28 protein-coding genes are annotated in these 26054 nt (G+C 66.7%); 17 read left to right on the top strand and 11 right to left on the bottom strand.

Translation table 11 applies throughout. The features are described 5' to 3' along the window. Window positions 1–121: 121 nt before the first annotated feature. Window positions 122–952, bottom strand: coding sequence for a polysaccharide lyase (locus ESB00_RS00960; protein ID WP_129045865.1), 831 nt, complete (start codon window positions 950–952; stop codon window positions 122–124). Between the two features lie 112 nt (window positions 953–1064). Further along, a complete protein-coding gene (locus ESB00_RS00955; RefSeq protein ID WP_129045864.1) occupies window positions 1065–2390 on the bottom strand; it encodes a CinA family nicotinamide mononucleotide deamidase-related protein in 1326 nt (441 codons plus the stop codon). Between the two features lie 129 nt (window positions 2391–2519). On the opposite strand from ESB00_RS00955, the gene ESB00_RS00950 reads away from it, so the two are divergent. Further along, the gene (locus tag ESB00_RS00950; protein ID WP_129045863.1) at window positions 2520–4007 is read left to right on the top strand and encodes an excinuclease ABC subunit UvrC; all 1488 of its coding nucleotides are present in this window, start codon (window positions 2520–2522) and stop codon (window positions 4005–4007) included. Between the two features lie 70 nt (window positions 4008–4077). Here the strand turns inward: ESB00_RS00950 and ESB00_RS00945 are convergent, their stop codons facing one another. The 4 genes from ESB00_RS00945 to ESB00_RS00930 all read right to left on the bottom strand — a co-directional run bounded on the left by ESB00_RS00945 (window position 4078) and on the right by ESB00_RS00930 (window position 6313). After that, window positions 4078–4353: a hypothetical protein gene (locus tag ESB00_RS00945; RefSeq protein WP_129045862.1), complete on the bottom strand. Its 276-nt coding sequence runs from the start codon at window positions 4351–4353 to the stop codon at window positions 4078–4080. Between the two features lie 88 nt (window positions 4354–4441). Then, window positions 4442–4888, bottom strand: a complete 447-nt coding sequence (locus ESB00_RS00940) for a TspO/MBR family protein (protein WP_129048248.1) — start codon at window positions 4886–4888, stop codon at window positions 4442–4444. 170 nt (window positions 4889–5058) lie between these two features. Then, complete coding sequence (locus tag ESB00_RS00935) at window positions 5059–5901, bottom strand: SDR family NAD(P)-dependent oxidoreductase (protein ID WP_129045861.1); 843 nt, start codon at window positions 5899–5901, stop codon at window positions 5059–5061. Window positions 5902–6013: 112 nt separating this feature from the next. Next, window positions 6014–6313, bottom strand: a complete 300-nt coding sequence (locus ESB00_RS00930; RefSeq protein ID WP_129045860.1) for a Dabb family protein — start codon at window positions 6311–6313, stop codon at window positions 6014–6016. Window positions 6314–6397: 84 nt separating this feature from the next. Between ESB00_RS00930 and ESB00_RS00925 the strand changes: the two genes are divergently transcribed. After that, complete coding sequence (locus ESB00_RS00925; RefSeq protein WP_129045859.1) at window positions 6398–7918, top strand: sialate O-acetylesterase; 1521 nt, start codon at window positions 6398–6400, stop codon at window positions 7916–7918. A gap of 21 nt (window positions 7919–7939) precedes the next feature. Here the strand turns inward: ESB00_RS00925 and ESB00_RS00920 are convergent, their stop codons facing one another. Further along, entirely contained in the window at window positions 7940–8950 is a 1011-nt protein-coding gene (locus tag ESB00_RS00920; RefSeq protein WP_129045858.1) for a sodium-dependent bicarbonate transport family permease, read from the bottom strand. A gap of 87 nt (window positions 8951–9037) precedes the next feature. Here ESB00_RS00920 and ESB00_RS00915 point away from each other — a divergent pair, with 87 nt between their 5' ends. The 3 genes from ESB00_RS00915 (at window position 9038) to ESB00_RS00905 (ending at window position 12111) form a co-directional block, all read left to right on the top strand. Further along, window positions 9038–9334 (top strand): helix-turn-helix transcriptional regulator, encoded by a 297-nt coding sequence (locus ESB00_RS00915; RefSeq protein ID WP_129045857.1) that lies wholly within the window; start codon window positions 9038–9040, stop codon window positions 9332–9334. 115 nt (window positions 9335–9449) lie between these two features. After that, on the top strand, window positions 9450–11117 hold the full coding sequence (locus ESB00_RS00910) for a mucoidy inhibitor MuiA family protein (RefSeq protein ID WP_129045856.1): 1668 nt from the start codon (window positions 9450–9452) through the stop codon (window positions 11115–11117). 181 nt (window positions 11118–11298) lie between these two features. Then, window positions 11299–12111, top strand: a complete 813-nt coding sequence (locus ESB00_RS00905; RefSeq protein WP_129045855.1) for a sirohydrochlorin chelatase — start codon at window positions 11299–11301, stop codon at window positions 12109–12111. A gap of 50 nt (window positions 12112–12161) precedes the next feature. On the opposite strand, the gene cobA is transcribed toward ESB00_RS00905, so the two are convergent. Continuing rightward, on the bottom strand, window positions 12162–12956 hold the full coding sequence (gene cobA / locus ESB00_RS00900; RefSeq protein WP_129045854.1) for a uroporphyrinogen-III C-methyltransferase: 795 nt from the start codon (window positions 12954–12956) through the stop codon (window positions 12162–12164). Between the two features lie 71 nt (window positions 12957–13027). Between cobA and ESB00_RS00895 the strand changes: the two genes are divergently transcribed. From ESB00_RS00895 to ESB00_RS00870, 6 genes are read left to right on the top strand one after another with little or no spacing between them, the layout of a single operon-like run. Then, window positions 13028–14761: an NADPH-dependent assimilatory sulfite reductase hemoprotein subunit gene (locus tag ESB00_RS00895; RefSeq protein WP_129045853.1), complete on the top strand. Its 1734-nt coding sequence runs from the start codon at window positions 13028–13030 to the stop codon at window positions 14759–14761. A gap of 10 nt (window positions 14762–14771) precedes the next feature. Continuing rightward, window positions 14772–15446: a phosphoadenosine phosphosulfate reductase domain-containing protein gene (locus tag ESB00_RS00890; RefSeq protein ID WP_129045852.1), complete on the top strand. Its 675-nt coding sequence runs from the start codon at window positions 14772–14774 to the stop codon at window positions 15444–15446. Then, a complete protein-coding gene (cysD, locus tag ESB00_RS00885; protein WP_129045851.1) occupies window positions 15443–16381 on the top strand; it encodes a sulfate adenylyltransferase subunit CysD in 939 nt (312 codons plus the stop codon). The genes ESB00_RS00890 and cysD overlap by 4 nt, the downstream gene beginning before the upstream one ends. 22 nt (window positions 16382–16403) lie before the next feature. Then, complete coding sequence (locus tag ESB00_RS00880) at window positions 16404–17753, top strand: sulfate adenylyltransferase subunit 1 (protein ID WP_129045850.1); 1350 nt, start codon at window positions 16404–16406, stop codon at window positions 17751–17753. Between the two features lie 3 nt (window positions 17754–17756). Next, complete coding sequence (locus ESB00_RS00875; protein ID WP_129045849.1) at window positions 17757–18170, top strand: RrF2 family transcriptional regulator; 414 nt, start codon at window positions 17757–17759, stop codon at window positions 18168–18170. Between the two features lie 56 nt (window positions 18171–18226). Beyond that, window positions 18227–18709 (top strand): paraquat-inducible protein A, encoded by a 483-nt coding sequence (locus ESB00_RS00870; protein WP_129045848.1) that lies wholly within the window; start codon window positions 18227–18229, stop codon window positions 18707–18709. A 79-nt stretch (window positions 18710–18788) separates the two neighbouring features. Here the strand turns inward: ESB00_RS00870 and ESB00_RS00865 are convergent, their stop codons facing one another. Beyond that, entirely contained in the window at window positions 18789–19442 is a 654-nt protein-coding gene (locus tag ESB00_RS00865; protein WP_129045847.1) for an outer membrane protein, read from the bottom strand. A 202-nt stretch (window positions 19443–19644) separates the two neighbouring features. Here ESB00_RS00865 and ESB00_RS00860 point away from each other — a divergent pair, with 202 nt between their 5' ends. Continuing rightward, complete coding sequence (locus ESB00_RS00860; protein WP_129045846.1) at window positions 19645–20160, top strand: peroxiredoxin; 516 nt, start codon at window positions 19645–19647, stop codon at window positions 20158–20160. 133 nt (window positions 20161–20293) lie between these two features. Here the strand turns inward: ESB00_RS00860 and ESB00_RS00855 are convergent, their stop codons facing one another. Further along, on the bottom strand, window positions 20294–21316 hold the full coding sequence (locus ESB00_RS00855; RefSeq protein ID WP_129045845.1) for a bile acid:sodium symporter family protein: 1023 nt from the start codon (window positions 21314–21316) through the stop codon (window positions 20294–20296). Continuing rightward, window positions 21313–22245, bottom strand: a complete 933-nt coding sequence (locus ESB00_RS00850) for a hypothetical protein (protein ID WP_129045844.1) — start codon at window positions 22243–22245, stop codon at window positions 21313–21315. Before ESB00_RS00850 ends, ESB00_RS00855 begins: the two co-directional genes overlap by 4 nt. A gap of 307 nt (window positions 22246–22552) precedes the next feature. On the opposite strand from ESB00_RS00850, the gene rpmH reads away from it, so the two are divergent. The 5 genes from rpmH (at window position 22553) to ESB00_RS00825 (ending at window position 26044) form a co-directional block, all read left to right on the top strand. After that, on the top strand, window positions 22553–22690 hold the full coding sequence (rpmH, locus tag ESB00_RS00845; RefSeq protein ID WP_129045843.1) for a 50S ribosomal protein L34: 138 nt from the start codon (window positions 22553–22555) through the stop codon (window positions 22688–22690). Window positions 22691–22692: 2 nt separating this feature from the next. Continuing rightward, complete coding sequence (rnpA, locus tag ESB00_RS00840; protein WP_129045842.1) at window positions 22693–23058, top strand: ribonuclease P protein component; 366 nt, start codon at window positions 22693–22695, stop codon at window positions 23056–23058. An 85-nt stretch (window positions 23059–23143) separates the two neighbouring features. Continuing rightward, window positions 23144–23434: a membrane protein insertion efficiency factor YidD gene (gene yidD, locus ESB00_RS00835; RefSeq protein ID WP_129045841.1), complete on the top strand. Its 291-nt coding sequence runs from the start codon at window positions 23144–23146 to the stop codon at window positions 23432–23434. A gap of 12 nt (window positions 23435–23446) precedes the next feature. Then, window positions 23447–25273, top strand: coding sequence for a YidC/Oxa1 family insertase periplasmic-domain containing protein (locus tag ESB00_RS00830; RefSeq protein ID WP_129045840.1), 1827 nt, complete (start codon window positions 23447–23449; stop codon window positions 25271–25273). Window positions 25274–25321: 48 nt separating this feature from the next. Further along, window positions 25322–26044 carry a YebC/PmpR family DNA-binding transcriptional regulator gene (locus tag ESB00_RS00825; RefSeq protein ID WP_129048247.1) on the top strand — a complete coding sequence of 241 codons (723 nt, stop codon included), beginning with the start codon at window positions 25322–25324 and terminating at the stop codon, window positions 26042–26044. Window positions 26045–26054: the final 10 nt, after the last annotated feature.

Here is a 26054-nt window from a genome sequence, read left to right as displayed (position 1 = left end):
CACGACCGTGGGGGATCAATCGGTGGAACCGGCGCTCCGCGCGGGCTCCACCTGCCTCCTTTCGTGTGTTTCGTGTATTTGCTTCGCCATCTCCGCAAAACCTCCGTCGTGGTGCCCCGGCTCAGGGTTTCACGGCGAAGTCGTCGAACTCCACCGTGCTATCCTGCGCGGGCGCCCAGGTGGGGTCGTTGCCGCCGTGGAAGGTCGAGAAGAGGAAGCGGTCGATCTGCCAGCGCTTGGCCGGCGTGTCGCGGAAGAGGAGGTCGGTGCGCTTCAACACCGGCCGGTCGTCCACCCACACCTCTAGCCCGCCATCGGGCTGGCCCGGCGTGTTGAGCGTCACGCGCTGGCGCAGCCGGTAGTCGCGACCGCGCTCCAGCGTGACGCCGCAGTCCAGGTCGATGCCGTATTGCCGGCCCTTGTCCTTCGTCGCCGAGGCCTGGCCGGCCCAGTAGAGATACACGACGAGCCGGCCGTTCGCGCGCCACATGTAGCGGGCGGTGAAACCGTCGGGATCGAACTTGCCGCCGGTGGGCACCGTGCCGCCGGCCAAGCCGGGCAGCTTGCCGCCCTTGCGCCAGTCAAAATCCGCCCCGAAGCGCAGGCGGTATTCCAGCTCATAGGTGTCGCGCGGGGCCAAGGTCGCGAGCCACTGCCCGCCGGTCTGCTGCGGCCCCACCCCGCCCCGCGGATAAAGCGCCTCGAGCGCGCGTCCGTGTCCGGCTGATTCCACGATGCGGAACCGCCCGGCCTCGGCGCCCTTGGTGAAGCCACCGGCCCAGAGCACCGGCACGGGTGAGAGCGCCTTGAGCTGCTCGCCGGAGATCGGGCCGAGGTCCGCCCGGTCGAAATCCAGGCGCCAGGCGGTGGGCGGCTCGGCGGCGAACGATCCGGTGACCAGCAGGCAGGCGGTAATCAGCAGGCGGCCCGGCCGCAGGGAGGGGTGAAGCATGCTTCCAACTGAACATCACCCCACCTTGGCCGCAAGCGCCCGGCGGGGTTCCAAATGTTCCGCCCAAGAACCCAGAATCTGAAACCCATTCCCCACGGCGCCAGCGCCGTGATCAATTCACCGACGGGGCGGCGATGCGGCGGGATTCCTTCAGGGCTTCGCGGCGGAGCCAGTCGATGGCATCGTTGATGGCGCGCTTCTTCACCGCGGCGCGCGGACCGGGATAGCTCAGCTGCTTGGCCCAGACGCCAGCGGGCGTGTGCAGGCCGATGAAAATGCCGCCGACGGGGTTCTCGCCGGCGCCGGTGCAGGGGCCGGAAAAGCCCGTGACCGCGAGGCCGTAGTCGGAGCCGAGTTTCTCCGCCACGCCGCTCGCCATCGCCACGGCGCACTCGGCGCTCACGGCGCCGTGCTGCTTGAGCAGGCACTCGGGACACTCGAGCAGGAGGGTCTTGGCCTCGTTGTTGGAAATCACGATTCCGCCCTGGAAGAACTTGCACGCGCCGCAGAGCTCGGCGAACGCGTTGGCGAGCAGGCCGCCCGTGCTCGCCTCCGCCACGGCGAGGGTGCGGCCCTGGAGCTTGAGCTGGTCGGCCACGACCTGCGCGAGACTGTCGTGCCCGAAGCACAGGAGATTGTCGCCGAGGAGTGCGGCACACTCGCTGGCGATGGCGCGGAGCTTCTCCATGCCGTAGCGGCCGTCGGGCGAACTGATGCGGCAGTCCACCTGCCCCTGGTGCGCGCAGAACGCGATGCCGAGACCCGGGTGGCGACTGAAGGTGCATTCGAACATCGTCTCGAGCGCCGACTCGCCGACGCCGATCGAGCGGATCTGGATGTAGGCCTCGTGGTCGGCGAGCTTGCCCAGCGCGGCGAGGCGCGGGATGACCTGCTCGGTGAACATCGGCTGCAGCTCGTTGGGCGGGCCGGGCAGCATGATGAGGATCTTGCCGTCCTGCTCGACCCAGAGGCCGGGCGCCGTGCCGTTGCCGTTGGGCAAAACGTCGCCGCGCTCAAAGCGCCAGGCCTGCTTCAGGTTGTTGGCCGTGGGCACGCGCTGGAACCGCGCGAAACGCGCGCGAATGGCCTGCTCGATCTGCGGATCAAAAACGAGTTTCTGCCCGAGCACCGCGGCCACGGCCTCACGCGTGCGGTCGTCGCAGGTCGGCCCGAGGCCGCCGGTCGTGATGATGACGTCGGCCCGCGCCCAGCTCTCGCGCACGAGCGCCACGATGGCCTCGGCCTCGTCGGTCACGGTCGTGTTGCGCTGCAGCTGCACGCCCCGCCGGCCCAGCTGCGCCCCGATCCAAGTGAGGTGGGCATTCGCCGTCAGCCCAAGCAGCAGCTCGTCACCCAGGGTGAGGAGTTCGTAGCGGAGGGAAGTTGTAGTGGGCGCGCCGTTGCGCGCCGGATCCAAGTGTGCCGAGGAGTGTGCCATTTCTTAACCGACTGGGGCACCGTAGCCCCTTTCCCCGAAAATACCAGCCCGCGGGTGGCCGTCCGCGACATATAGGTTGCGAAAAGCCGAAAGCTGACATTTCGGAGCTTTCGTGCTCCCTGTCGGGCGATGCCCGTTGACCTGAAGGAGAAAGTCCGCGCCCTGCCCGAGACGCCCGGCGTTTACCTCATGAAGGACCGCCTCGGGCGCATCATCTACGTGGGCAAGGCCAAGAGCCTCAAGAAGCGCGTCTCAACCTACTTCCAGGCCGGCCGCACCCGCGCGCTCCGCCACCAGCCCAAGATCCGCACGCTCATCGAGATGATCGCCGACTTCGAGATCATCGAGGTCAAGTCCGAGCCCGAGGCCCTGCTCCTCGAGGGCAAGCTGATCAAGCAGTGGCGCCCGAAATACAACACGGACTTCACCGACGACAAACGCTTCCTCCTCGTGCGCCTCAACGCCGACGCCGAGCTCCCGCGCTTCGTCCTCACGCGCTTCCGCAAGGACGACCGCTCGCGCTACTTCGGGCCCTTCGCCCACTCCGGCCTCCTCCGCCGCACGCTCGCGTCCATGCGCAAGCAGTTCGGCGTGCTGCTCGGCGACACCCAGCCCGTGAAACTCCCCGACGGCCGCTGGCGGCTCTACGACGACGTGCGCGCCGAGCTCTACGGCTGGCCCAACGAGGTGACCGCGGAGGATTACCGTGCCCGCGTGGACCAGGCCTGCGCCTTCCTCGACGGCAAGTCGCGCGAATGGCTCAATGAGCTGCGCGAGGAGATGACCGCCCGCGCCGCCAAGCAGGAATTCGAGAAGGCCGCCGAGCTCCGCGACGTCGTGCTCGCGCTCGAGCGCACGCTGGCCAAGACCCGCAAGTTCACCCGCGACCTGACGAAGCTCCGCCCCGACGCCGAGGCGTTGCGCTCGCTCCAGGAGGCGCTCGGCCTCGAGTCACCGCCGGCGCACATGGAGTGCTTCGACATCTCGCACATCAGCGGCACCTTCGTCGTCGCCTCGATGGTCCACTTCACCGACGGCCAGCCCGACAAGGACGAATACCGGCGTTTCTCCATCAAGAGCTTCATCGGCAACGACGATTTCCGGGCGATGGAGGAGGTCGTGGGCCGCCGCTACCGCCGGCTCATCGAGGAGAAGAAGATGTTTCCCGACCTCGTCGTGATCGACGGCGGCCGCGGCCAGATTGCCGCCGCACTCAAGGCCTTCGTCGCGCTTGAGTGTCCGCCGCCCGCCATGATCGGCCTCGCGAAGAAGCACGAGACGATCATCTTCCCCGACGCCCGCGCCCCGCTGAACCTCCCGCTCTCCCACCCCGGCCTCAACCTGCTCCAGCGCCTGCGCGACGAGGCCCACCGCTTCGCCAACACCTACAACGCCGACCTTCGCTCGCGGAAGATCAAGGAGAGCATCCTCGACGATTTCCCCGGCCTCGGGGAGAAACGAAAGACCGTCCTGCTCGAACACTTCGGCACCATCGACAAGCTCCGCAGCGCGAGCGTCGAAAAGATCGCCGAAGTCGAAGGCTTCGGCCCGAAGCTGGCCGCCGAGCTCCGCGCCTTCCTCGACGCGGCGAAGCCAACAGGTTCAGTTCCAGACTAACACGAAGAAACAAAGAAGCTAAGCCGGACGGATGCTCTTTGCTCCTTAGCTTATTAGTGTGAATCTGTTGCTATCGCCACAGCCGAGCCTCGATCACCGCCGCGAATTCCTGCAGCTCCCGATCCGACACCGTGCGCCCGGCCGGCACCGTGGGCAGCGCCTCCAGCACGAGCCGCACCTTCGTCTCCTCAGTGATCCCCTCCTCCACCACGAGCACCTTGGCCACGAGTTCCCGCAACCGCTCGCGCTGCTGCGCCCCCGACGCCCCGTCCTCGGCCAGCTGCCCCGCCAGGGCCTTCGCCCGCGTCAGCAAGGTCCGGGCGAGATAGGTGGAACGCGTGCTCATGAGAGGCGCCTACGTTTCGACTCCTGCTTCGCACCGCAAGGCTGCATTCCATGATGGTCAGCAGAGACACGGACCTTTTTGGCGATGCTCAGTTCAGCCGCACAATCGCCGAGTTCAGAGCGGTCGCGAAAGTGACCCAGAGGACGTAGGGCAGCCAAAGCACGCCGGCGAGGCGGTCGGCGCGCCAGAAACCAACAAGCAACCAGACGAGCAGGACCCAGAGCAGGAGAATGTCGGCGAGCGCCCAGGCGGGCTGCTTCAGGCCGAAGAACAGGATCGACCACAGGGCGTTGGGCAGGAGGTGGACGAAGTAGCCGATCACCAGCGGGCGCGCCGCGGGACCCGTGCGCCACACCCGCCAGACGGCCGTGCCCATCAGCACGTAGAGCGTCGTCCACACCGGGCCGAAGATCCAGTTCGGCGGATTCCACGTCGGCTTCGTCAGTGTGGGATACCAGGAGCGGACGTTCTCAAACGTCGCCGCCGAGCCGATGGCGCCGGCCACAAAGGCAGCACCGATAAAGGCGACGAGCATGAGCCAGGAGCGTCGAAGGGAGGGAGTGTTCAACAGAAGAAACTACGCGCAAAGCAGTCGGTCGGATTCCCGGGTTGCGATCAATCAGCCAGACGGCCCATACGGAGATGGGCCCTCCATTGAAGAGACCTTGGGGCCCGTCCTTTTCGTGTGTTTAGTGGTGCCAATACCTACCCTTTCAGCCGCACCATCCAGCCCATCACGCGGCGCGGCAGGAGCCAGCGGAGGAACAGGAAAATCTTGGCGTGAAAGGGGCCGTTGTAACGTGGGGCGGGGTCGTCGCTCGCGAGCGCCTTTTCCACGAGTCGGGCGATGTCGTCGGGCTGGCCGGCGAAGGTGCGGAGCTTCGTCGTGCCCTCGTGGTAGCCCTTGTAGTAGGGTGCGTAGGGCCCGGCGTTCGCCAGCACGTCGGCGGAGACGGCGTTGGCGGCGTCGATGAATTCGGTGGTGATGAACCCCGGTCGCACGAGTGCCACGCGGATGCCGAAGGGTTTCAGCTCGCCGCGCAGGCCGTCGGTGATGGCCTCGAGCGCGTGCTTGGTGGAGTCGTAGATGCTGGAGAGCGGACGCGCGATGCGGCCGGCCACGGAGCCGATGTTGACGATGCACCCGCCGCCCTGCGCGCGCATCGTCGGGATCACGAGCTGGGTGAGCGCGATGAGGGAGAAAATATTCGTCTCGTAGTTTTTCCGAATGAGATCCACCGGCACGATCTCGACCGGGCCGCGCGTGCCGTAGCCGGCGTTGTTCACGAGCCCGTCAATGCGGCCGAACTTCGCGAGCGTCGCCTCCACCCACTTGCGCCGGTCGGCGTCGCTGGTCACGTCGCCGGCGACCGCGAGCACGTTCGCCCCGGTCGGATCAAGCGCATGCGCGAGGGCGTTGAGCCGGTCCTGCCGCCGCGCGGTGAGGACCACCTTTGCCCCGCCGCGTACCAGCCGCCGCGCCGTGGCCTCGCCGATGCCGGCCGAGGCCCCGGTGACGATCACGACCTGGTTGGCGAGAGAAGGCATGAAGTGGAAGGAAACCTGAAACTTGAGACCTGAAACCTGAAAGAGTGGGCAAGCCAAGATTTGAGGCCGGGCCTGAATCCTCAGGTTCAGGTCTCAGCCCTCAGGTTTCGTCTTATTCGGAGTCGTAGATCTGGACGCGGGTCCAATAGGTCTTGAAGTTGGCCACGAAGGCGAGGTGCAGCGGGTCCACCTGGTAGGCGGCCTCGGCGGCGACGTCCTTGCACTCGACGATGAGCGCCACGTCGTAGCTGGCGTCGATCACGGGACGGGCCGTGGTCTTGGCGGGGACGCCGATGGACACCTTCTCGACGGCCTTGATGCCCTTGAGGCTCTCGACGCCGCGGCGGAATTCCGCACGTTGCTCGGCGGTGAGCTCGGGTTTCAGCCAGAAATAAACGCAGTGATAAAGCATGGTGCCGCACCGAATCACCGCGGGACCGCGGAGGCAAATGCCTATTGCGAACAGGGTCGGCCGGGCGTTGACTGGTGTCTCCCCATGAAACTGCTCCGCCCCGCCCTGTTGTCCGTCGTTTTCACCCTGCCCTGCGCCGCCCTCGAGCTCGCGCCGCCCTTCACCGACCACGCCGTGCTCCAGCGTGACATGGCTGTTCCGGTTTGGGGCTGGGACGACCAGCCGGGCGCGGACGTGACGGTGAGCTTCGCCGGCCAGACCAAGCGCACGCGCGTGAACACCAGCGGCATCTGGCGCGCCGACCTCGATCCGTTGCCGGCCAACGCCACTGGCGCCGACCTCGTGGTCACGCGCGGCAACACGAGTATCACTTTGCGCGATGTCGTCGTCGGCGAGGTGTGGCTCGCCTCCGGCCAATCCAACATGGAGTGGGGTCTCGGCAGCTCGCCGAAGCTTTTCGCTGTCGAGAAGACCAAGCCCGCCAACCCGCTCATCCGCCACCTCCGCGTGGAGCACACCGGCGCCGACCTGCCCACGGGCCGGGTTCCAACCAGCGGCTGGCAGACGGCCACGCCCGACACCATCGGCGGCTTCACCGCGGTCGGCTATTTCTTCGCGCAAAGCGTCGCGGCGAAACTCAACGTGCCCGTCGGCATCCTGAACGCCTCGTGGGGCGGCACCGCGATCGAGTCGTGGATGCCCGAGCCGGTGTTGCGCACGCACCGCAGCTGGCCGGCCCTGAACCGGACCATGCAGGACGCGATGGCCGTCTGGCCCGAACGCTACGCCGCCCAGCCCGGCCTCGAAGCCGCCTGGGCCAAGGCCCATGAGGACAACCGCACGAAGGGCACTCCGGTCACGATGCAATGGCCGCGTCCGCCGATGGGACCCGGCTCGGGCTTCATGCCGGCCCGCCTCTACAACGGTATGATCGCCCCTCTCGCGCCCTACGCGCTGCGCGGCGCGTTCTGGTATCAGGGCGAGTCCAACGTCGGCCGCCACCGGGACTACGCCGAGCTGCTGCCCGCGATGATCGGCGCCTGGCGCGCCTCATGGCCGTTGGGCGATTTTCCGTTCTTCGTCGTGCAGCTGCCCAACTACGAAGGTTGGGACAAGGAAACCGGCACCGGCTGGGCCTACCAGCGCGAGGCGCAGGAAATCGCCGTGCGGCGCACACCCGCGACCGGGCTCGCCGTGATCATTGACGGCACCGAGCCGACCGACCTGCACCCGCAGGACAAAGTGCCCGTCGGCGACCGCCTCGCCCGACTGGCCCTCGCGCGCATCCATGGTGTGCGCGGGCTCGCCGACTCCGGACCGGTCGTGCAGGCCGTGGCGCGCGAAGGGGCGGGGTTCCGCGTGACCTTCGCCTACGCCGACGGCCTGAAGAGCACTGCGGCCGAGGTCGGCGGTTTTGAAATCGCCGGGGCCGACCGTGTGTTCCATCCCGCGACCGCGAAGATCGAGGGCGCGACCGTCGTCGTCAGCGCCGCCGCCGTGCCGCAGCCCGTGGCGCTGCGTTATGCGTTTCGCAACGTGCCCAACTCCACCCTGGCCAACGCCGCCGGCTTGCCGGCCGCTCCGTTCCGCACGGACGGTTGGTAAGCCCGACCACGCGGTTCCCGGTCAGCCCAGCCAGCGCGCGAAGGCAAAATACAGCGGGATGCCGACCACGACGTTGAAGGGGAACGTGACCGCCAGCGACGCCGTGAGGTAATAAGCCGGGTTGGCCGCCGGCAGCGCCACGCGCACGGCCGCCGGGGCGGCGATGTAGGACGCGCTGGCCGCCAGCGTGCCCAGCGCCGCGGCCCCGCCGGCACTCAGTCCCGTCCAGGTGCCCAGCGCCGCGCCGAGCAATCCGTGCAGCAGCGGCATCACCACGGCGAAGGTGCAGAGAAAGGGTCCGGCCGTGCGCAGGTCCCGCAGCCGGCGGCCGGTCACGAGGCCGATTTCCAGCAGGAACAGCGTCAGCACGCCGCGGAAGGGCGTCTCGAACAGCGGCGCCACCTGCTCGAAGCCCTTCTTTCCCGAGGCCAGCCCGATCACCATGCCCCCGAGCAGGAGCACGATGCCCTTGCTGGTCAGCAGCTCGTGCAGCACCCGGCCCCGTTCGCCGCCCAACGCCGGGGGCACAAAGGCAAGCGCCGACGCCGGCACGGTCGCCGGTGCCGGCTGGGTGCGGCGCACCAGCCACAGCGCCATCAGGATGCCCGGCACCTCCATCATCGCGAGCAGCGCCGGGAGAAATGGCTCGTGCGCCACCGCGCGCGCGTCGAGGTAGGCCACGCAGGCGCCGAAGGTCACGACCGAGACCGAACCGTAGTGCGCCGCAATCGCCCCCGCATTCACCGCGTCAAATCTCCCCAGCCGCCGCAACAGCAGGTAACTCCACGCCGGAATCGCCACGCACAGGCCCAGCGCCGCCACCAGCGGTCCGGCAAAGTCGGCCGGGTTCACCCCCTCCAGCTTGGCCCCGCCCTTCAGCCCGATGGCGAACAGCAGGTAGATCGTCAGCGCCGCGTGCAGCGGCTCGGGAATCTGCAGGTCGCTCCGGAGGAGCGCGGCGACAATGCCCAGCAGGAAGGCGAGCACCATCGGGGACATCAAGCCGGAGAGGAGCGGAGTCAGCAGGTCCATGCCCCGGTGATTGAAGATTAATACATGAAGTCAACTTCATTATTTAGTGTTCTTGATTTCCGGGCCGGGTTCGCCCAGGCTGTGCCCATGCCCGCCACCCCTGCTCCGGCCGCCGGCTGGACCTTTCTGACCAACCACACCCATGTGCTGGTGTGCCTGGACCGGAACGCGGACATCACGCTGCGGGAGGTCGCCCAGCAGGTCGGCATCACCGAGCGGGCGGTCCATGCGATCGTGACCGCGCTCGAGGAAGAGGGCGTGCTCACGCGCACCCGCGAGGGCCAGCGCAACCGCTACAAGCTCAACCGCGGCTACCGGTTGCGGCACCCGCTGGAATCCCATCGCCGCATCGGCGATCTGCTCGATCTGGTGGGCAAGGGCTGAACCGCCCTCCGCCCTGCCCGCGGGCTGGCGGTTGCATGACAAATCCCTTACAAGTCCGGGGCTAACAAAGCGTCGGGAACCGCGTCTAAGCCCTCATCCAACCAGGATAACTCCCATGAAAACTCCCCGTCTGCTCCTCGCCCTCGGTCTTCTGTCTGCCTTCCTGCGCTTAAGCGCCGCACCGGTGGACTCCCGCATCTCCGCGGTCACGGTCTATCAGGACCGCGCCGTCGTCACCCGCACCGCCACGGTGCAGCTTAGCGGCGGCACCGCCGAGCTGATCTTCGCCCACCTGCCGCAGGCGCTCAACGAGCAGTCGCTGCAGGTCAGCGGCAAGGGCACGGCCCAGGCCAGCATCCTCGACGTCAGCGCGAAGCAGACCTACGTGGATTACACGCCCGATGCGCGCGTGAAGGAACTCGAGGACCAGCTCAAGGCCTTCGCCAAGCAGATGCGCGGCTACGACGACCGCGCCAACCTCCTGAACACGCAGCAGGCCATGCTCGACCGGATGGAAGCCGCGCTCTTCGCGCTGCCGACCAAGGACGTCCCGCGCCCCGAGCTGAACCAGTTCACCACCTCGCTCAACTTCCTGATCGAGCAGAAGAGCAAGCTCGTCACCGAGCGCGCCACCCTCGACGAACAGCGCGAGGAGCTGCAAAACCGGGCCAACACCGTGCAGGCCCAGTTGCAGGAGCTGCGCGGCGCCGGCGGCAAGGCCTTCAAGACCGTGACGGTGCGCGTCGCCGCCGCCCAGGCTGGCTCGCTCGAGGTGGCGCTCAGCTACACCGTGCCCGGCGCCTCGTGGGTGCCGAGCTACGACGCCCGCGTCGCCAGCAGCGAGCGCACCGTGCAGCTCGATTACTTCGGCATTGTCCGCCAAGGCACCGGCGAGGACTGGAAAGACGTCGCCCTCACGCTCTCGACCGCTCGTCCGTCACTCGGTGGCGCGGCGCCGGTGCTGAGCGTGTGGCAGCTGGACCTCTACAATCCGATCGCCTTGCGCGAGCAGGCGGAACGGAGCCGTCGCAATGACATGATGATGGCCAAGGCCGCCGCCGCGCCCTCGGTCAACATGCAAACGCTGACCACAAACGGCGTGGGCAATGAAGCTGATTTTGAGTTGAAGGACGCCCGTTACTCCAGCGCCACGATTGAGGCCGGTGCGACGAGCGCCTCGTTCAAGATCGCCGTCAGTTCCAGCATCCCGAGCGACAACTCTCCGCAGAAGGTCCCGGTGACAAGCGCCGCGCTCAAGGCCGTGCCCGAATACCTCACCGTGCCGAAGCGCCAAACCGCGGCCTTCCTCACGAGCAAGGTCGTCAACAGCTCCGAGTTCCCGCTGCTCGCCGGCGCGATGAACGTGTTCCTCGACGGCACCTTCGTCGCCACCAGCGGCCTGCGCACGGTCATGAGCGGCGAGAAGTTCGACCTCGCCCTCGGCGTGGACGACGGCATCGCGATCAAGCACAAGCGCGTGCAGAAGTTCACCGAGGACACCGGCCTGACCAACTCCGGCAAGCGCATCACCTATGAATACCTGATCACGGTCCAGAACAACAAGAAGACCATGGAACGCGTGATCGTCGCCGACCAGGTGCCGCTTTCGCGCAACGAGAAGATCGTCGTGAAGCTGCTCTCACCCGACGCCAAGGACGTGAAGCCCACCGACGAAGGCACGCTCAAGTGGACGCTCGACCTCAAGCCCGGCGAGAAACGCGAGCTGACCGTGAAGTTCACCGTCGAATACGACAACACGGTGAATGTCGCGGGATTGGAGTGACCTCCCGTCCGCCTCATATGCAGGGTCGGACCTTGGTCCGACCTCGCACCCGAGGTCGCCGCAAGCCGCGACCCACTTGCCTCCAAGCTTGTCATTCTGAGCGAAGCGAAGAATCCATGGAGGGTCGGTCTCCCGACCGACCACGGCCCGTCGGGAGACGGGCCCTCCACTCAATCCACCCATGCCCGCCCCGCTCACGTTCCTGATGGACAACGGCTCACTCGCGCCCGCCGCCACGCTTGGTTTACGGGCGCTGGCCGCGAAGCTTGGCGAGCGGATCGGGCAGCCGGTCTCGCCGGTCTCGCTGCTGCATTCGAGCGCGGTGCCGGCGGAAAAACTTGAGGGCACGCCGGCCGAAATCCTTGAACCCGCCCTGGAACGCCGGCTCGCCACCGGGCAGACAGACTTTCTCGTCGTCCCGCTCTTTTTCGGCCCAAGCGGCGCGCTCACGGACTACCTGCCGAAACGGCTCGTCCATCTGCGCGGCAAGCACCCCGCACTCAACGTCCGATTGGCCGCCCCGTTGTTCGCCGCCGACGACGACCGGCTCGCACGCATCCTCGCCGACCAGGTGCGCGCCGCGGGCGCATCTGCCCGCCGTGTCGCCCTGGTGGACCACGGCAGCCCGGCGAAGGCCGTCACCGACGTGCGCAACGAGCTGGCCTGCCAGCTCGCGGGCCAACTCGGCCCCGCCTACACCGTTTCGCCCGCCAGCATGGAACGCCGCGAAGGCTCGGCCTACGATTTCTGCGAGCCGTTGCTCGAACGGCTCCTGCGTTCACCCGGCTGGAACGCCGGCGAGGTGATCGTCGCGATGCAGTTCCTGCTGCCCGGTCGCCACGCCGGCCCGGACGGCGACGTCGCGGAAATTTGCCGCGCGGCCGAGACGGCGAGCGGCGGGACTTTGCGCACCACGATGACCGGGCTCGTGGCGGAGCACCCGCTGTTGGTGGGAATTTTAGCGGATCGGTGGCGGGCGACCGATTCTTTGTAGGGTCGTTGCTTGCAACGACCTTGTGCACGAGGTCGGGCCAAGGCCCGCCCCTACAGGACCGAACCGCGGTCCCTACCCGCCAACCCCGGCACCTGCTGCGCGAAATCCGACACGCGCACGACCTCGCCGATCACGACCAGCGCGGGCTGGGCAATGTGCTCCGACGGAATCACCGCGGCTTCGGCCAGCGTGGTGATGGTGACTTTCTGCGCGGGCAGCGTGGCCTGGCTGATCAGCGCCAGCGGCGTGGTGCCGGCCATCCCGTGTTCGACGAGATTGTGCACGATCTCGGGCAGACGCCGCACGCCCATGTAGAAACAGAGCGTGGCCTTGAGCTTCGCGAGCGCGGCCCAGTCGAGCCCGCCCGTGTTGGCCGCGCATTGGTGACCTGTCACGAAGACCACGGCCGACGAAAAGTCGCGATGCGTCAGCGGCAGGCCGGTCACGGCGGCCGCGGCGGTCGCGGCTGTGACGCCCGGTACGATCTCGTAAGGCAGCCCGGCGGCGCGCAGGGCCTCGATTTCCTCGCCGGCCCGCCCGAAGACCAGCGGATCGCCGCCCTTCAGGCGCACGACCTTTTTCCCGGACTGGGCGAGCGACACCAGCAGTTCGTTGATCTCACCCTGGGAAGCATTGTGCCGCCCGGCGCGTTTGCCGACGGAGTGCAGCTCGCAGCCGGACCGGCAGTTCGCCAGCAGGTCGCTGTTGGCCAGCTCATCATAGACCACGGCCTCGGCCGCCTGGAGTGCCTTCAAACCGCGCACCGTGATCAAGTCAGCCGCACCCGGGCCAGCTCCAATGAGCCATACAAAGCCTTTCTTGGCAATGGTTTGGGCTGTGTTCATGACTTCTTTAGTAACTATGACTCCTTTTATACTTTCTATTTTGGTCAAGAAGGGCAAGCGTTTCGTCAGTCATGTCCGAACCCACTACCGCCCCCCTTTCCAAGAACGAGCTGCTCAAGCAGCGCATTCCCACCTTGGCCGGCAACATCGCGGCCACCCTGAACGACCCCGCCCTCGAGAAGTTCTCCGAGGACGATGAACAGTTCATCAAGTTTCACGGCATCTACCAACAGGATGATCGCGACCTCCGCAAGACCGGCAAGAAGTGGCTGGTCATGATCCGCGGTCGCATCCCGGGCGGCGTGATGAACTCCAACCAGTGGAAGGTCTTCGACGACCTCGCCACGGAATACGGCAACAACACTCTCCGCGTCACCACGCGCCAGAGCATCCAGTTCCACGGCGTCGTGAAGAAGGGCCTCGGCCCGCTGATCAAGCGCATCAACGAATCGCTCCTCTCCACCCTCGCGGCCTGCGGCGACGTCAACCGCAACATCACCGTCTCGCCCACGCCCGCCACCACCCGGGCCCGCGACGAGGTCGTGAAGGACGCCTACCTCGTCACCGAGGCCCTCGCGCCCAAGACCCCGGCCTACCACTCCATCTGGGTGGACAACGTCCAGCTCAACCTCGACGCGCCGGAGAACACCTCGTTCACCGACCCGCTCTACGGCCAGGTTTACCTGCCCCGCAAGTTCAAGACCTCCTTCGTCATCCCGCCGTCGAACGACATGGATGTCTTCACCAACGACCTCGGCTTCATCGCCGTCGTCGAGGGCGACAAGCTCCTCGGTTACAACCTCGCGGTCGGCGGCGGTCTGGGCCGCAGCCACGGCAACGACGCCACCTACACGCGCCTCGCCGACGTCATCGGCTTCTTCCCGCGCGAGAAGGTCGTCGAGGTCGCCAAGGCCGTGCTGACCATCCACCGCGACTTCGGTGACCGCACCAACCGCAAGCACGCCCGCCTGAAATACGTCGTCGCCGAACGCGGTGTCGAGTGGATGACCGCCGAGGTCAACCGCCGGACCAACGGCGCCCTCTCCGGCGTGCGCCGCTTTGAGTTCACCTCGACGACCGACACCTACGGGTGGCACCGCGCCGTGGACGACTCGGATTTCCTCACCCTCTTCGTGCAGACCGGCCGCATCAAGGACGTCGAGGGCCACGCGATGAAGACCGCGCTCCGCCAGGTCGCGGAGAAGTTCCCGCACATTGAGTTCCGCCTCAGCGCCAACCAGAACGTCATTCTCGCCAACGTCCCGCCCGCCGACCGCGCCGGGATCGACGCCCTGCTCAAGTCTCACGGCGTGAAGACCAGTGACCAGGCCTCGATTCTCCACGCCGCCTCGATGGCCTGCCCGTCCATGCCCACCTGCGGCCTCGGCCTCGCCGAGTCCGAGCGCGCGTTGCCCGGCATCATCAACCGCATCGAGAAGCTCACCGCCGAGCTCGGCCTCGCCAGCGAGGAGATCATCATCCGCTCCACCGGCTGCCCGAACGGCTGCGCCCGCCCCTACATGGCGGAGATCGGCTTCGTCGGCAAAGCGCCCGGCAAATACCAGCTCTGGCTCGGCGGCGATGTCTCCGGCCAGCGCCTCAACAAGGTTTACAAGGACGTCATCAAAGAGGCCGAGCTCGAAGCCGAGCTGAAGCCCCTCTTTACGCGCTGGAAGAACGAGCGCGTCACCGGCGAGCGCTTCGGCGACTTCGCCAGCCGCGTCCTCCTGCCCGAGGCCGCCGTCGCGCAGGCCGCGGCTGCCGCCGCCAAGGCCGCCGCTGCTCCGGCCCCCGCCACCAACTGATCCGTTTCCCATGTCCTTCACCGCTGAACAGCTCGCGAAACTCAACGCCGAGCTCGCCACCAAGTCGCCGCTCGAGGTCGTCCGCTGGGCCATCGCCCAGGCCGGTGGCCGCGCGATCGTCTCGACCAACTTCCGTCCCTACGAGGCCGTCGTGCTCCACCTCGCCACGCAGGCGCAGCCCGACATCCCCGTGCTCTGGGTGGACCACGGCTACAACCGCCCCGCCACCTACAAGCACGCCGAGCAGTTGCGCGCCCAACTGAAGCTCAACCTCAAGCCCTACCTGCCCAAGATGACGCCCGCCCACCGCGACGCCGTCCACGGCCCCATTCCCTCGCTCGACGACGAGGCCGGCCTGAAGCAGTTTAGCGGCGTGATGAAGCTCGAGCCCTTCCAGCGCGGCATGAAGGAACTGGCCCCGACTGTCTGGATCACCGCCCTGCGCAAGGTGCAGAACCCGAACCGCGCCGGCCTCGACATCGTCTCGCACGACGCGAACTTCGGGGCCCTGAAGGTGAGCCCCGTCTTCCACTTCACCGACGCGCAGATGGAAGCCTACCTCGCCGAGCACAAGCTGCCCAACGAGTGGGATTACTTCGACCCGGCCAAGGCCGACGAAAAACGCGAATGCGGCCTCCACGCCGCGTGGGGCAAGAACGCTGCCCAGACCGCCGCCGCGTCATGAAGAATTACCACTTGGACCATCTCGACCTCCTGGAAACGGAGGCCATCCACATCATGCGCGAAGTCGCGGGCGAATTCGAACGCCCCGTGCTGCTGTTCTCCGGCGGCAAGGATTCCATCTGCCTGCTGCGCCTCGCCGAGAAGGCCTTTCGCCCCTCGGACATCCCGATGCCGTTCCTCAACGTCGAGACCGGCCACGAGTTCCCCGAGCTGATCGAGTTCCGCGACCGCCGCGCGAAGCAGCTCGGCGCGAAGCTCATCGTCCGCACCGTGGACCAGGCCCTCGCCAACGGCTCCGCCACGCAGGCGCCCGGCGAGGTCAGCCGCAACAAACTGCAGATCCCCGTGCTCCTCGGCGCCATCGAGGAGTTCCGCTTCGACTGCGCCATCGGCGGCGCCCGCCGCGACGAGGAGAAGGCCCGCGCCAAGGAGCGTTTCTTCAGCTTCCGCGACAGCTTCGGCCAGTGGGACCCGAAAAACCAGCGTCCCGAGATCTGGAACCTCTACAACGGCCGTCTCAACGCGGGGGAGAACATGCGCGTGTTTCCGCTGAGCAACTGGACCGAGATGGACGTGTGGGAATACATCAAGCGCGAGCAGCTCGAGGTGCCTTCGATCTATTTCAGCCACACCCGCGAGTGCTTCCGCCGCGGCGGCCAGTGGCTGCCCGTGCCGCCGGCCCACACCGACGCATCGAAGCCCGATCCCTATGCCGGCGCCCGGCCCAAGCCGACCGAGGCCCGCAAGACCATGGTCTGCCGCGTCCGCACCATCGCCGACATGATCAGCACCGGCATGGTCGAGAGCCCCGCCAGCTCGTTCGACGACATCATCGCCGAGGTCGCCGCCGCCCGCGTCACCGAGCGCGGCTCGCGCGCCGACGACAAGGCCTCCGAGGCCGCCATGGAAGACCGCAAGAAAGCGGGTTACTTCTAAAATCCGCCAACGCCAACTTTTCATGTCCGTGGTCGCCACCTCTTCCTCCCTTTCCTCCCGCCCGACCGTGCCGGTCGTCGACATCCTCCGCTTCAACACCTGCGGCAGCGTGGATGACGGCAAGTCCACGCTCATCGGCCGCCTCCTCTACGACTCGAAGTCGCTCATGGAGGACCAGATCGAGGCCCTTGAGCGCTCCGCCGACATCACCGGCGGCGGCTCCATCAACCTCGCCAACCTCACCGACGGCCTCCGCGCCGAGCGCGAGCAGGGCATCACCATCGACGTCGCCTACCGCTACTTCGCCACGCCGAAGCGCAAGTTCATCATCGCCGACACCCCGGGCCACGTCCAATACACGCGCAACATGGTCACGGGCGCCTCGACGGCCAACCTGTCCATCGTGCTCGTGGACGCCCGCCTCGGCGTGATCGAGCAGAGCCGCCGCCACACGGCCATCGCGTCGCTCCTGCGCATCCCGCACCTCGTCGTCGCCGTCAACAAGATGGACCTCGTGGACTGGAGCGAGGCGCGCTTCAACGAGATCCGCGCCCAGTTCGAGGAGTTCCTGCCGCGCCTCGACATCAAGGACGTGAAGTTCATCCCGCTCAGCGCGCTTAACGGCGACAACGTCGTCGAACCCTCGAAGCACACGCCCTGGTATGCCGGCCCGACGTTGCTCGCGCACCTCGAGACCGTTCACATCGCAAGCGACCACAACCTGAACGGTTTTCGCCTGCCGGTGCAGTGGGTCAACCGCCCGAACAATCCGACCGACCAGCGTCTCCACGACTTCCGCGGTTTCAGCGGCCAGATCGCCGGTGGCATCGTCAAGGTCGGCCAGAAGGTGATGGCCCTCCCCGGCGGCGTGGTTTCGACCGTGAAGGAAATCCACACCTACAACGGGTCCGTGGACGAGGCCTTCTGCCCACAGTCGGTCTCGGTCGTGCTCGAGCACGACGTGGATGTGAGCCGCGGCAGCATGCTCGTCGGCCTCGACGCCCTGCCCGGCGGCGCCACCGAGTTGCACGCCAAGGTCTGCTGGATGCACCCGCGCGCCCTCCAGCGCGGCCGGAAATACTTCCTCAAGCACACCACGAGCACCGTCCAGGCGATCGTGACCGAGATCGAGAGCCGCCTCGACATGGAGACCCTCGACGCGAATTCCGCCCCGGCGGAACTGGCGATGAACGACCTCGGCGAGATCCGCATCCGCACCGCCAAGCCGCTTTTCTACGACGGCTATGCCACCAACCGCCTCACCGGCTCCTTCATCCTGATCGAGCAGGGCACCAACGCCACCGTCGCCGCCGGCATGCTGCTCGCGCCCACGGAACTCGTGAAACCCGAGAACACCGATTACGCGATCTGAGCCATGAAGATCTCCGTCAAAGTCGATTATGCCTGCCGCGTGATGGCGGAGCTCGCCCGGATCGAAAGCTCGGGCGAACTGGCGCAGATCGACCACCTCGCGCGCACCGAGGCCGTGCCCGCGAACTTCCTGGCGCAGATCCTCGGCAAGCTCCGCACCTCCGGCCTCATCACCAGCCGCCGCGGCAACCTCGGCGGCTACCGCCTCGCCCGGCCGCCGGAGGAGATTTCCCTCCACGACATCATGCTCGCGGTGGAGGGCGAGTTCCTCGGTCTCAGCGGCAACTTCCAGGGCCAGAGCGGGCGCCGCCTGAAACAGGTCTGGCACGAAGTGCGCGACGCCCTCGCCACCAAGCTCAAGAGCTACACCCTCGACCAGCTCGCGGCCAAGTCGCCGGGCGAGATGTATTATATCTGATCCGCGATCGGGTTTTCGTGGTGGCAGCCAGCCGGAGCCGCCCTACAGATTTTCGCATGCCTGAATCCACGCCGCTCTCGCATCGTGCCATCCCCCTGCTGATCGCGGCGGCCCTGCTGCTGTTCGGCACCGGCGTCTTCTTTCCTTTCTTCAAGGTCACCAAGTTCTGGCTCTTCAACGACGCCATTTCGGTCGTGGGCGGGATCTTCACGCTTTTCCGGGAGGGCGAGTATTTTCTCTTCACCATCCTCACGCTGTTCACCCTGGTGTTCCCCTGTGTGAAGCTCGGCCTGCTCGCGGTCATCTGGCTGGAGCGCGAACATGACCTCGCGCGGGTCCGCCGCCTGCACGGCTGGGTCGAGTCGCTCGGCAAGTGGTCCATGCTCGACGTGTTCGTCGTGGCCATCCTCATCGTGGCGATGAAGTCCGCCGCGGTGGCCGAAATCCGCATCGGCTTCGGGCTGTATCTGTTCACCTTCTCGGTGATCGCGACCCAGTTCGCCTCCGCCTGGGTCGCGCGGCATCTGGCTCAAAAATAAGGGCCGCGACGCACCCCTGCGCCGCGGCCCATTGCACACACTTTCGGTGTCCGCCCTGCGGCGGACCCTGGGTGGGAAATCAGAAGCGGAAGTTTGTTCCGACGGTGAACGCGGTATTTTTGTCGTCATCCACCTCGAAGCCGGCGGTGGCCGCCCAGGATGTGTTGATCCAGTAGCTGGCGCGCGCGCCGAAGTTGAACACGCCGCTGCCGTCCAAATCAGGCGCGTCCACATAGCGGATGTAGGGGGTCACGGTCGCACGGGAGGAAACGCGCAGTTCCGCGCCCACGCCGAGCGACCAGACAAACGAGTCGTCGCTGTCACCAGCCAGGCGGCTGCGGGCGTAGCCGACGCCGGCCTCGGCGAAGGGCTTGCCCCAGCTATAGGCGGTGCTGAAGGCCCGCAGGGCGGCGCTGAGCGTCTGCGTCTTCAGGCGGGAGCCGGCGATCACGCTGGTCTGGGCGTAATCGTAGGCGAACACGCCGTCGAGGTTGGCCGAGAGCGGCTGGTTGAACTCGAAGGCATAGTCATCGGCGTGCACCGAGGTGCCATCGAGGTTGATGTAGCTGTAGGTCAGCGTGGCGTAGCTCAAACCCAGCAGACTGACGTCGCTGGTGATCGGCGCGGGCTGGTCGGCCGGCGGCAGGCTGTCATCGGCGCGGGCGGCGGTGCCGAAGCCCGCGACGAGCGTCGCAGCAAGGAGGAGATGCTTGAGGGTGGTGGTCTGTTTCATGGTGGTATTGTTTGGTGTGCCGAATGCACCCTAGGTGCGCTCGACACCCCCACTAACATGTTGCGCGCGGCGAAGTTCCTTAGGATGGGTTTTTGGCAAACTTTTAGCCGACGGGCCGGAACCGGATGCGCCTCTGCCTGTCGGGCGACGGTTTTTTGCGAAAATTTGCCAACCTGCGCGGCTTGGCTAGCCTCTGGGCTCCATGAAACCCCTGCGCTTTCTCCTCATGTCCTTCTCTCTGCTTGGTTTTTTCCAGTCCGCTTTCGCCGATTCGCTCCAGGTTGGGGCCGACGCCCCGGTTGTGTCCGCCGTGACCGACTCGGGTGAGACGCTGAACCTCGGCGACGTTTATGCGAAGAACACCTACACGGTCGTGTGGTTCTACCCGAAAGCGCTGACCGGCGGTTGCACGAAGCAGGGCTGCTCGCTCCGCGACGCCAGCACCGAGCTCACGAAGCGCGGAGCCGCGGTGGTCGGCGTGAGCACCGACAACGTCGAGGCGCAGAAGAAATTCAAGGAGACGAACAATTTTCCGTTCCCGCTGCTCGCCGACACCGACAAGAAGGTCGTGAAGGCCTTCGGCCAGAGCGCCATGATGTTCGCCTCCCGCGAGTGCTACGTGATCAAGGGCGGCAAGATCGTTTATAAGGACACCGGCGTGACCGAGAAGCAGGCGGAGAACGTCCTCGCCTTCCTCGACCGCGACCAGAAGGGCTGAGCGGGCGGGCCGCCGTCCGGTTTATTTGCAGGGCGGGATCATTGATCCCGCCTTTGCTTTGGGCGGGCCGAGTTCCCCCGGACGGCGACACATCAGGCGTAGAGCCCTCCAGCGGCCTTGGCCAGGGTCGGCGCTACGCCTTTTCCCGCGCCCAGCGGTTCGCCAGCAGGCCGTTGAGGAAAAGCTGCACGGGATGGTAGAACATGATCGGGAGCAGGATCAGCGGCAGGTCGGCGCGCTCGCCGAAGATCAGCACCGCGAGCGGTACGCCCATCGCCAGCGTCTTCTTCACCGCGCAGAAATAGGCCGCGATCTTGTCCTCGCGCCCGAGCTGGAGCAGCCGACACGTGGCGAACACCAACGCCGACATCACGCCGAAGAGGCCGAGCGTCACGCCCAGCACCTGCAACGTAAGCGTGAGGCCGTGCGTGGCCCAGACGCGGTCCTGCACGGAATCGCAGAAGGCGGAATAAACGATGAAGAGAATGACGGTGTTGCTGATGCGCGCCACCCAAGCCCGGCGCGCGTCAATCCACGCCGCCAGCCGCGGCCGCAGCACCATGCCGAGCGCGAAGGGCACGAGCGTAAGCAGCGTGATCTTCAGCAGCAGCGGCCCGATCGGCCCCGCCTGGCCGGTGCGGTTCATCAGCAGCTGCACCAGCAGCGGCGTGGCAATCACGCCGACGATGTTGGAAAGCGCGGCGTTGAAGAGCGCGCCCGCCGTGTTGCCGCGGGCCACGGCCGTCAGCACGACGGACGTGGAAATCGTCGAGGGCAGCACGCACAGGTAGAGGAATCCCTGCCGGATCGCCTCGGGCTGGCTGGGCCAGCACACCGCGGTGAGCGCGTTCAGCGCCACGCCCGCCAGGGGGAAAACCACAAACGTGTAGCCCTGAATCATTCCGTGCAGCCGCCAGTTGCCGGCGCCGCTTTTGATTTTCTCCACCGCGAGCGACAACCCCTGCAGAAAAAGGATCAGTGCGATGCCGCCGTTGTTAACCAGTTCCGGGTGCAAAGCCCCGCCGCGCGCCCCGGGTCCCGGAAACAAAAAGGCCAGGATGGTTGCGCCGACCAGCCCGAGCAGGAAACCGTGGTTGCGCCACCAGGGGAAGGTCACCGCGGCGGGATGGCGGGCGGACGGGGTTGGCGCGCTCATAGTTCGTCGTCGTTCACCGCCGCGAGGATCTCCGCGTGGGGGTTGTGCCGCGCCCGCTCAATCCAGTCGGCGAACAGCGGTATCACACCCAGCCACTCCGGCGGCAGCGGCGCCGCCACGAGGTCGATCACCCGCCAGGAGCCGTCCGTCGCGACAACGATGTTGCGATCATGCGTGTCGGCCACGAGCCACGGTTCGGTGTCGAAAAAAGCCAGCCGCGGGTGGTCGCGATCCGCGCGCAGGAAGCGCGAGGGAATCGGGATGAACCGCGCCGGATCCAGTCCCGACACGTCGGTCTGTTCCGGCAGCATGCGCCCAAAGGTCTGTTTGGCCACGACCACGCCCTCCGGAGTGATGCCGGCAATCTCCGTGGGCATGCCGATCAGGTGGGTGAGGCGCAGTTTCTCGAACAGCCGCCGGTAACTGCCGGGCACGGCGGTCGCTTGGAGCACCTCGCCTTCCCCGCGGGCGAAGGCAAAGGTCGCCCCCACGTCGCCACCTTCGCGAAAGAGGAAAAATTTATAGACCGAGTCGCGCGTGTCCGCGAAAGCCAGCGCCTCCACCCCGCCGCCGATGCGGCGCAGGCGCGCGGTGTTGGCCTCAAAGGGATCCTCCGACTCCGAATCGAAGCCAAAATCCTCCAACCGCACCAGCGGCAGGGTCGCCCGGAAAGCCCGGATCGCCTCGCCCAACTCGTGCCAACGCGGTTCGGCCAACTCCAGCAGGCCTACTTCGTCTTCCTGGGCGAGGACGAGGCCGCGGTCCTGATGTGGTGCGAAAGAGCATTCGGCTGCTTTTTCGCCCAGCTGATCGAGCGCCCGAAGTCGTTGCCCGTGACCGTCCAAAACAGCGGACCATCCTTCCGCGCCGGGGAGGCGGGGGCCTTCGAGGTGGGAGGGGTGTCCGGTGAACGGGTCGGTTGACGGCATGGCTCGGCCATGCGCCCAAGGTCGCGGCAGCGGAGCCTGGACGCAAAAACTATTTGTCCGCAGGCTGTTCACATCGGAAACGCGAGGCGAGAAAGTAACAGCCCGGGACGGCGGCCTGTGCTAGTTTGCCGGCGTGATGACCGATCCACCCCTGCGGCATGGCGCACCGGCCGCCTTGGCCAAGCCCGCCCCAAGCTTGCCCCGGCCGGTTTTCAGGGCATTCAGAACGTGCCGCCACCGGCCAAAGCTCTCGCTTGACACCCCCCCTGCCCCCCGGCGAATCTGACCCTCTTTTTGCCATAAAACCATGAAGCCTACATTCCGCCCGCACCGCAAGAAACGCGCCCGCAAGATCGGTTACCGTGCCCGCAAGGCCACCCGCGGCGGCCGCAAGGTCCTCGCCGCCCGCCGCCGCAAGGGCCGCAAGCGCCTGACCGTCGTCTGAGCATGCATCTTCGCGCCGGGCAGCGCCTGCGGCGCAACAGCGACTTCCGCGCCGTCCGAGAGCAGGGCCGCCGCATGGATTGCGGGGCCTTCCTGCTGACTTGGCGCACCCGGTCTGCCGACGAACCCGCCACGCCCGCCCGCGTGGGCGTGGTCGCCTCCCGGGCCGCCGTGGGCAACGCGGTGCATCGCAACGCCGCCAAGCGCCGGCTCCGCGAGCTTTACCGCCGCCACCAGCACCTCGTGCCGCCCGGCTTCGATCTGGTCCTGACCGCCCGCGCCGCCCTGCTCCGCATGGAATTCGCCGAGGCCGCGCAACGCTTTGTCCACGCCTGCGGCCGGCTCCCGGCGCCAACGAAAAATGACTGATTCTCAACAGCGTGTCATCCTGAGCGAAGCGAAGGATCCAGCCGCAGCACATCCGCCGGCCCTTGGATTCTTCGCTTCGCTCAGAATGACAGCAACGTGGATCCTCCGGCTGCCCGTCCGTGTGCTCGACGCCGCGATCTGGCTCTACCAGCGCACCCTGTCTCCGGCGCTGGTGGCTCTGAATCCCACCTGCGGCTGCCGCTTCGCCCCGTCCTGCTCGCACTACGCCCGCGACGCCCTGCGCGAACACGGTTTGTTGGCCGGCGTGGCCCTGACCGTCATCCGCCTCGCCAAGTGCGGCCCGTGGCACCCGGGCGGTGAAGATCCCGTTCCGCCGCGTCATCGGCCCGTCTGCACCAAAGTTTCCCCCTCCTGATCCCCTTTTTTCATGGATAAAAAGAATACGACCATCGGTGTGCTCCTGCTCGTCGCCGCAGTGGTGAGCATGATTCTCAGCGCGAAATACGCGCCGAAGCCGCCGGCACCGCTGCCCATCTCGCCCGCCCCCGCCGAAACCGCGGCGACTCCCGCCGCGACCGGCGCCCCGGCAAGCGCTTCGGCCGCCGCCACCGGCGTTGCCACCCCGGCCACCGGCTCCCTTTCCGCGCCCGCCCTCGGCCTCGCCGAGACCGTCACCCTCGCGAATGACGTGATCATCGTGACGCTGACCAACCACGGCGGCGCCATCGAAAACATCGCCCTCAAGCAGCACCTGGCCCTCCAAGGTCAGCCCGGACTCTACACGCTCAACGCCGTGCGCGCCGCCCCGGCGCTCAGCCTCGCCGATTTCCCCGGCGCCGACCGCCACACCGCCTACGCGCTGGTTTCCAAGTCCGAGACCGAGGCCGTCTATCGCGCTACCACGCCCACGCTCGAGATCACCCGCCGCTACTCGCTCGCCAAGGAGGCCGGCCGCGACAACTACCAGATCCGTCACGAGACCACCTTCCGCAACCTCACCGATGCCGCCCAGGTGATGCCCAAGGCCGTCTTCAACCTCGGCACCGCCGTGCCCCTCAATGCCGCCGATTACGGCATGTATCTCAACACCGGCTACGGTGACGGCGAGGACACCCACTTCATCGCCCGCAGCGACCTCGAGGGCGGCGGTTTCCTCAGCTGGATCGGCGTGAAGGACGGACGCCCCCCGGCGTTCATCGAGCGCCCTTCCGCCGTCACCTGGGCCACGGTGAAGAACCAGTTCTTCTGCATGATCCTCACGCCCGACCAGCCGGGCAGCGGCGTGCGGGCCGAGCGCGTGAAGCTCGATCCCAACGCGCCCGTGGATGACCACCGCCTTTACGGCGTCACCGGCTACGCCCAGTTCGAGCTGAAACCCCTCGCCGCCGGCGCCTCGTCCACCTTCGGCGCCAACTACTACGCCGGCCCCAAGGAATACAAGCGCCTCGGCAACGCCGACATCTTCAAGCACGGCGAGGAGAAGGTCATGCAATTCGACTCCTTCTTCTTCAACAAGATCTTCCTCTCCGGCTTCTTCGCCCCGCTGCTGCTTACCATCATGAACTGGGTGCACGGGCTCATGGCGCACGTCTCGCCGAGCTGGGCCTGGGGCTGGGCCATCGTCATCACCACGCTCGGGCTGAAGATCGTGTTCCTGCCGCTCACGCTCGCCGCCTCCAAGTCCGCCAAGCGCATGGCCAAGCTCCAGCCGCACATGCAGGCCCTCCGCGAGAAATACAAGGACAACCCCCAGAAGATGCAGGCCGAGACGCTCCGCATCTTCCGCGAGAACAAGGTCAATCCCGTCGGCGGCTGCATCCCGATCCTCATCACGATCCCGTTCTTCGTCGGCTTTTTCGCCATGCTGCAAAGCGCGTCCGACCTGCGCTTCGCCGAGTTCCTGTGGGTCGCCGATCTCTCCGCACCCGACACCATCGCCCGGGTCTTCGGTCTGCCGGTCAACATCATGCCCATTCTCATGGGTGCGACCATGATCATCCAGATGAAGCTCACGCCGATGCCCTCGGCCGATCCCGCACAGCAGACCATGTTCAAGATCATGCCCTGGATCTTCACGCTCTTCTGCTACACCTTCGCCTCCGGCCTCGCGCTCTACTCGACCATCAACGGCCTGTTCACCATCGGCCAGCAGATGATCATCAACCGCCTGCCCGAGCCCGACCTGCCGATCAACAATCCCGAGGGCGCCAAGGCCGGCGGGATGAAGAACGTCACGCCGAAGAAGAAGAAATAAGATGGAGCCCGCGCTCCGCGCGGGCTTTCAGTGCTCCGTCCTCCCCTGATGGCCGGCCACAACAAATGGTCCAAGGTGAAGCGGCTCAAGGCCGTGACCGACGCCCGCAAGGGCAAGGTCTTCTCGCGGCTCTCACGGGACATCACCATGGCCGCCAAGGCCGGCGGCGGCGATCCCGACGGCAACGCCCGCCTCCGCACCCTCCTGCTCAAGGCCCGCGAGGCCAACATGCCGGCCGAGAACGTGGACCGCGCCATCAAGAAGGGCACCGGCGAGTTGCCCGGCGTGGTCTTCGAGGAACTCCATTACGAGGGCTACGGCCCGGGCGGCGTCGCCTTTGTCGTGCAGGCCACGACCGACAACAAGGTCCGCACCGCGCAAAACATCCGCTCCATTTTCTCCGTCCACGGCGGCAACCTCGCGCAGAACGGCGCCGTCGCGTTCCAGTTTCTCCACGCCGGCCAGTTCCTCGTCGCGAAGGATCTGGTCGCCGAGGACAAACTCATGGAAATCGCCCTTGAGGCCGGTGCCGACGATGTCATCACATCCGAACAGGGCCACGAGGTCCGCTGCGGCATCCACGCCTTCGACAAGGTCGCCCACGCGCTGGAAAAGGCCGGCCTCAAGCCCGAGTCCGCCGAAATTGCCTACATCCCGACGACCACCGTGCCGGTGGACGCCGCCACCGCCGCTTCGCTGGAAAAACTCCACGACGCCCTCGACGCGGACGACGACGTGTCAGCCGTGTATTCAAACGAGGACGCCGGTTGAGCCGACGGCT

The organism is Oleiharenicola lentus (genome assembly GCF_004118375.1).
Taxonomy (GTDB): domain Bacteria; phylum Verrucomicrobiota; class Verrucomicrobiia; order Opitutales; family Opitutaceae; genus Lacunisphaera; species Lacunisphaera lenta.
Note: the sequence above shows the minus strand (reverse complement) of the source record. Positions and strands in the feature narration are given on the sequence as shown.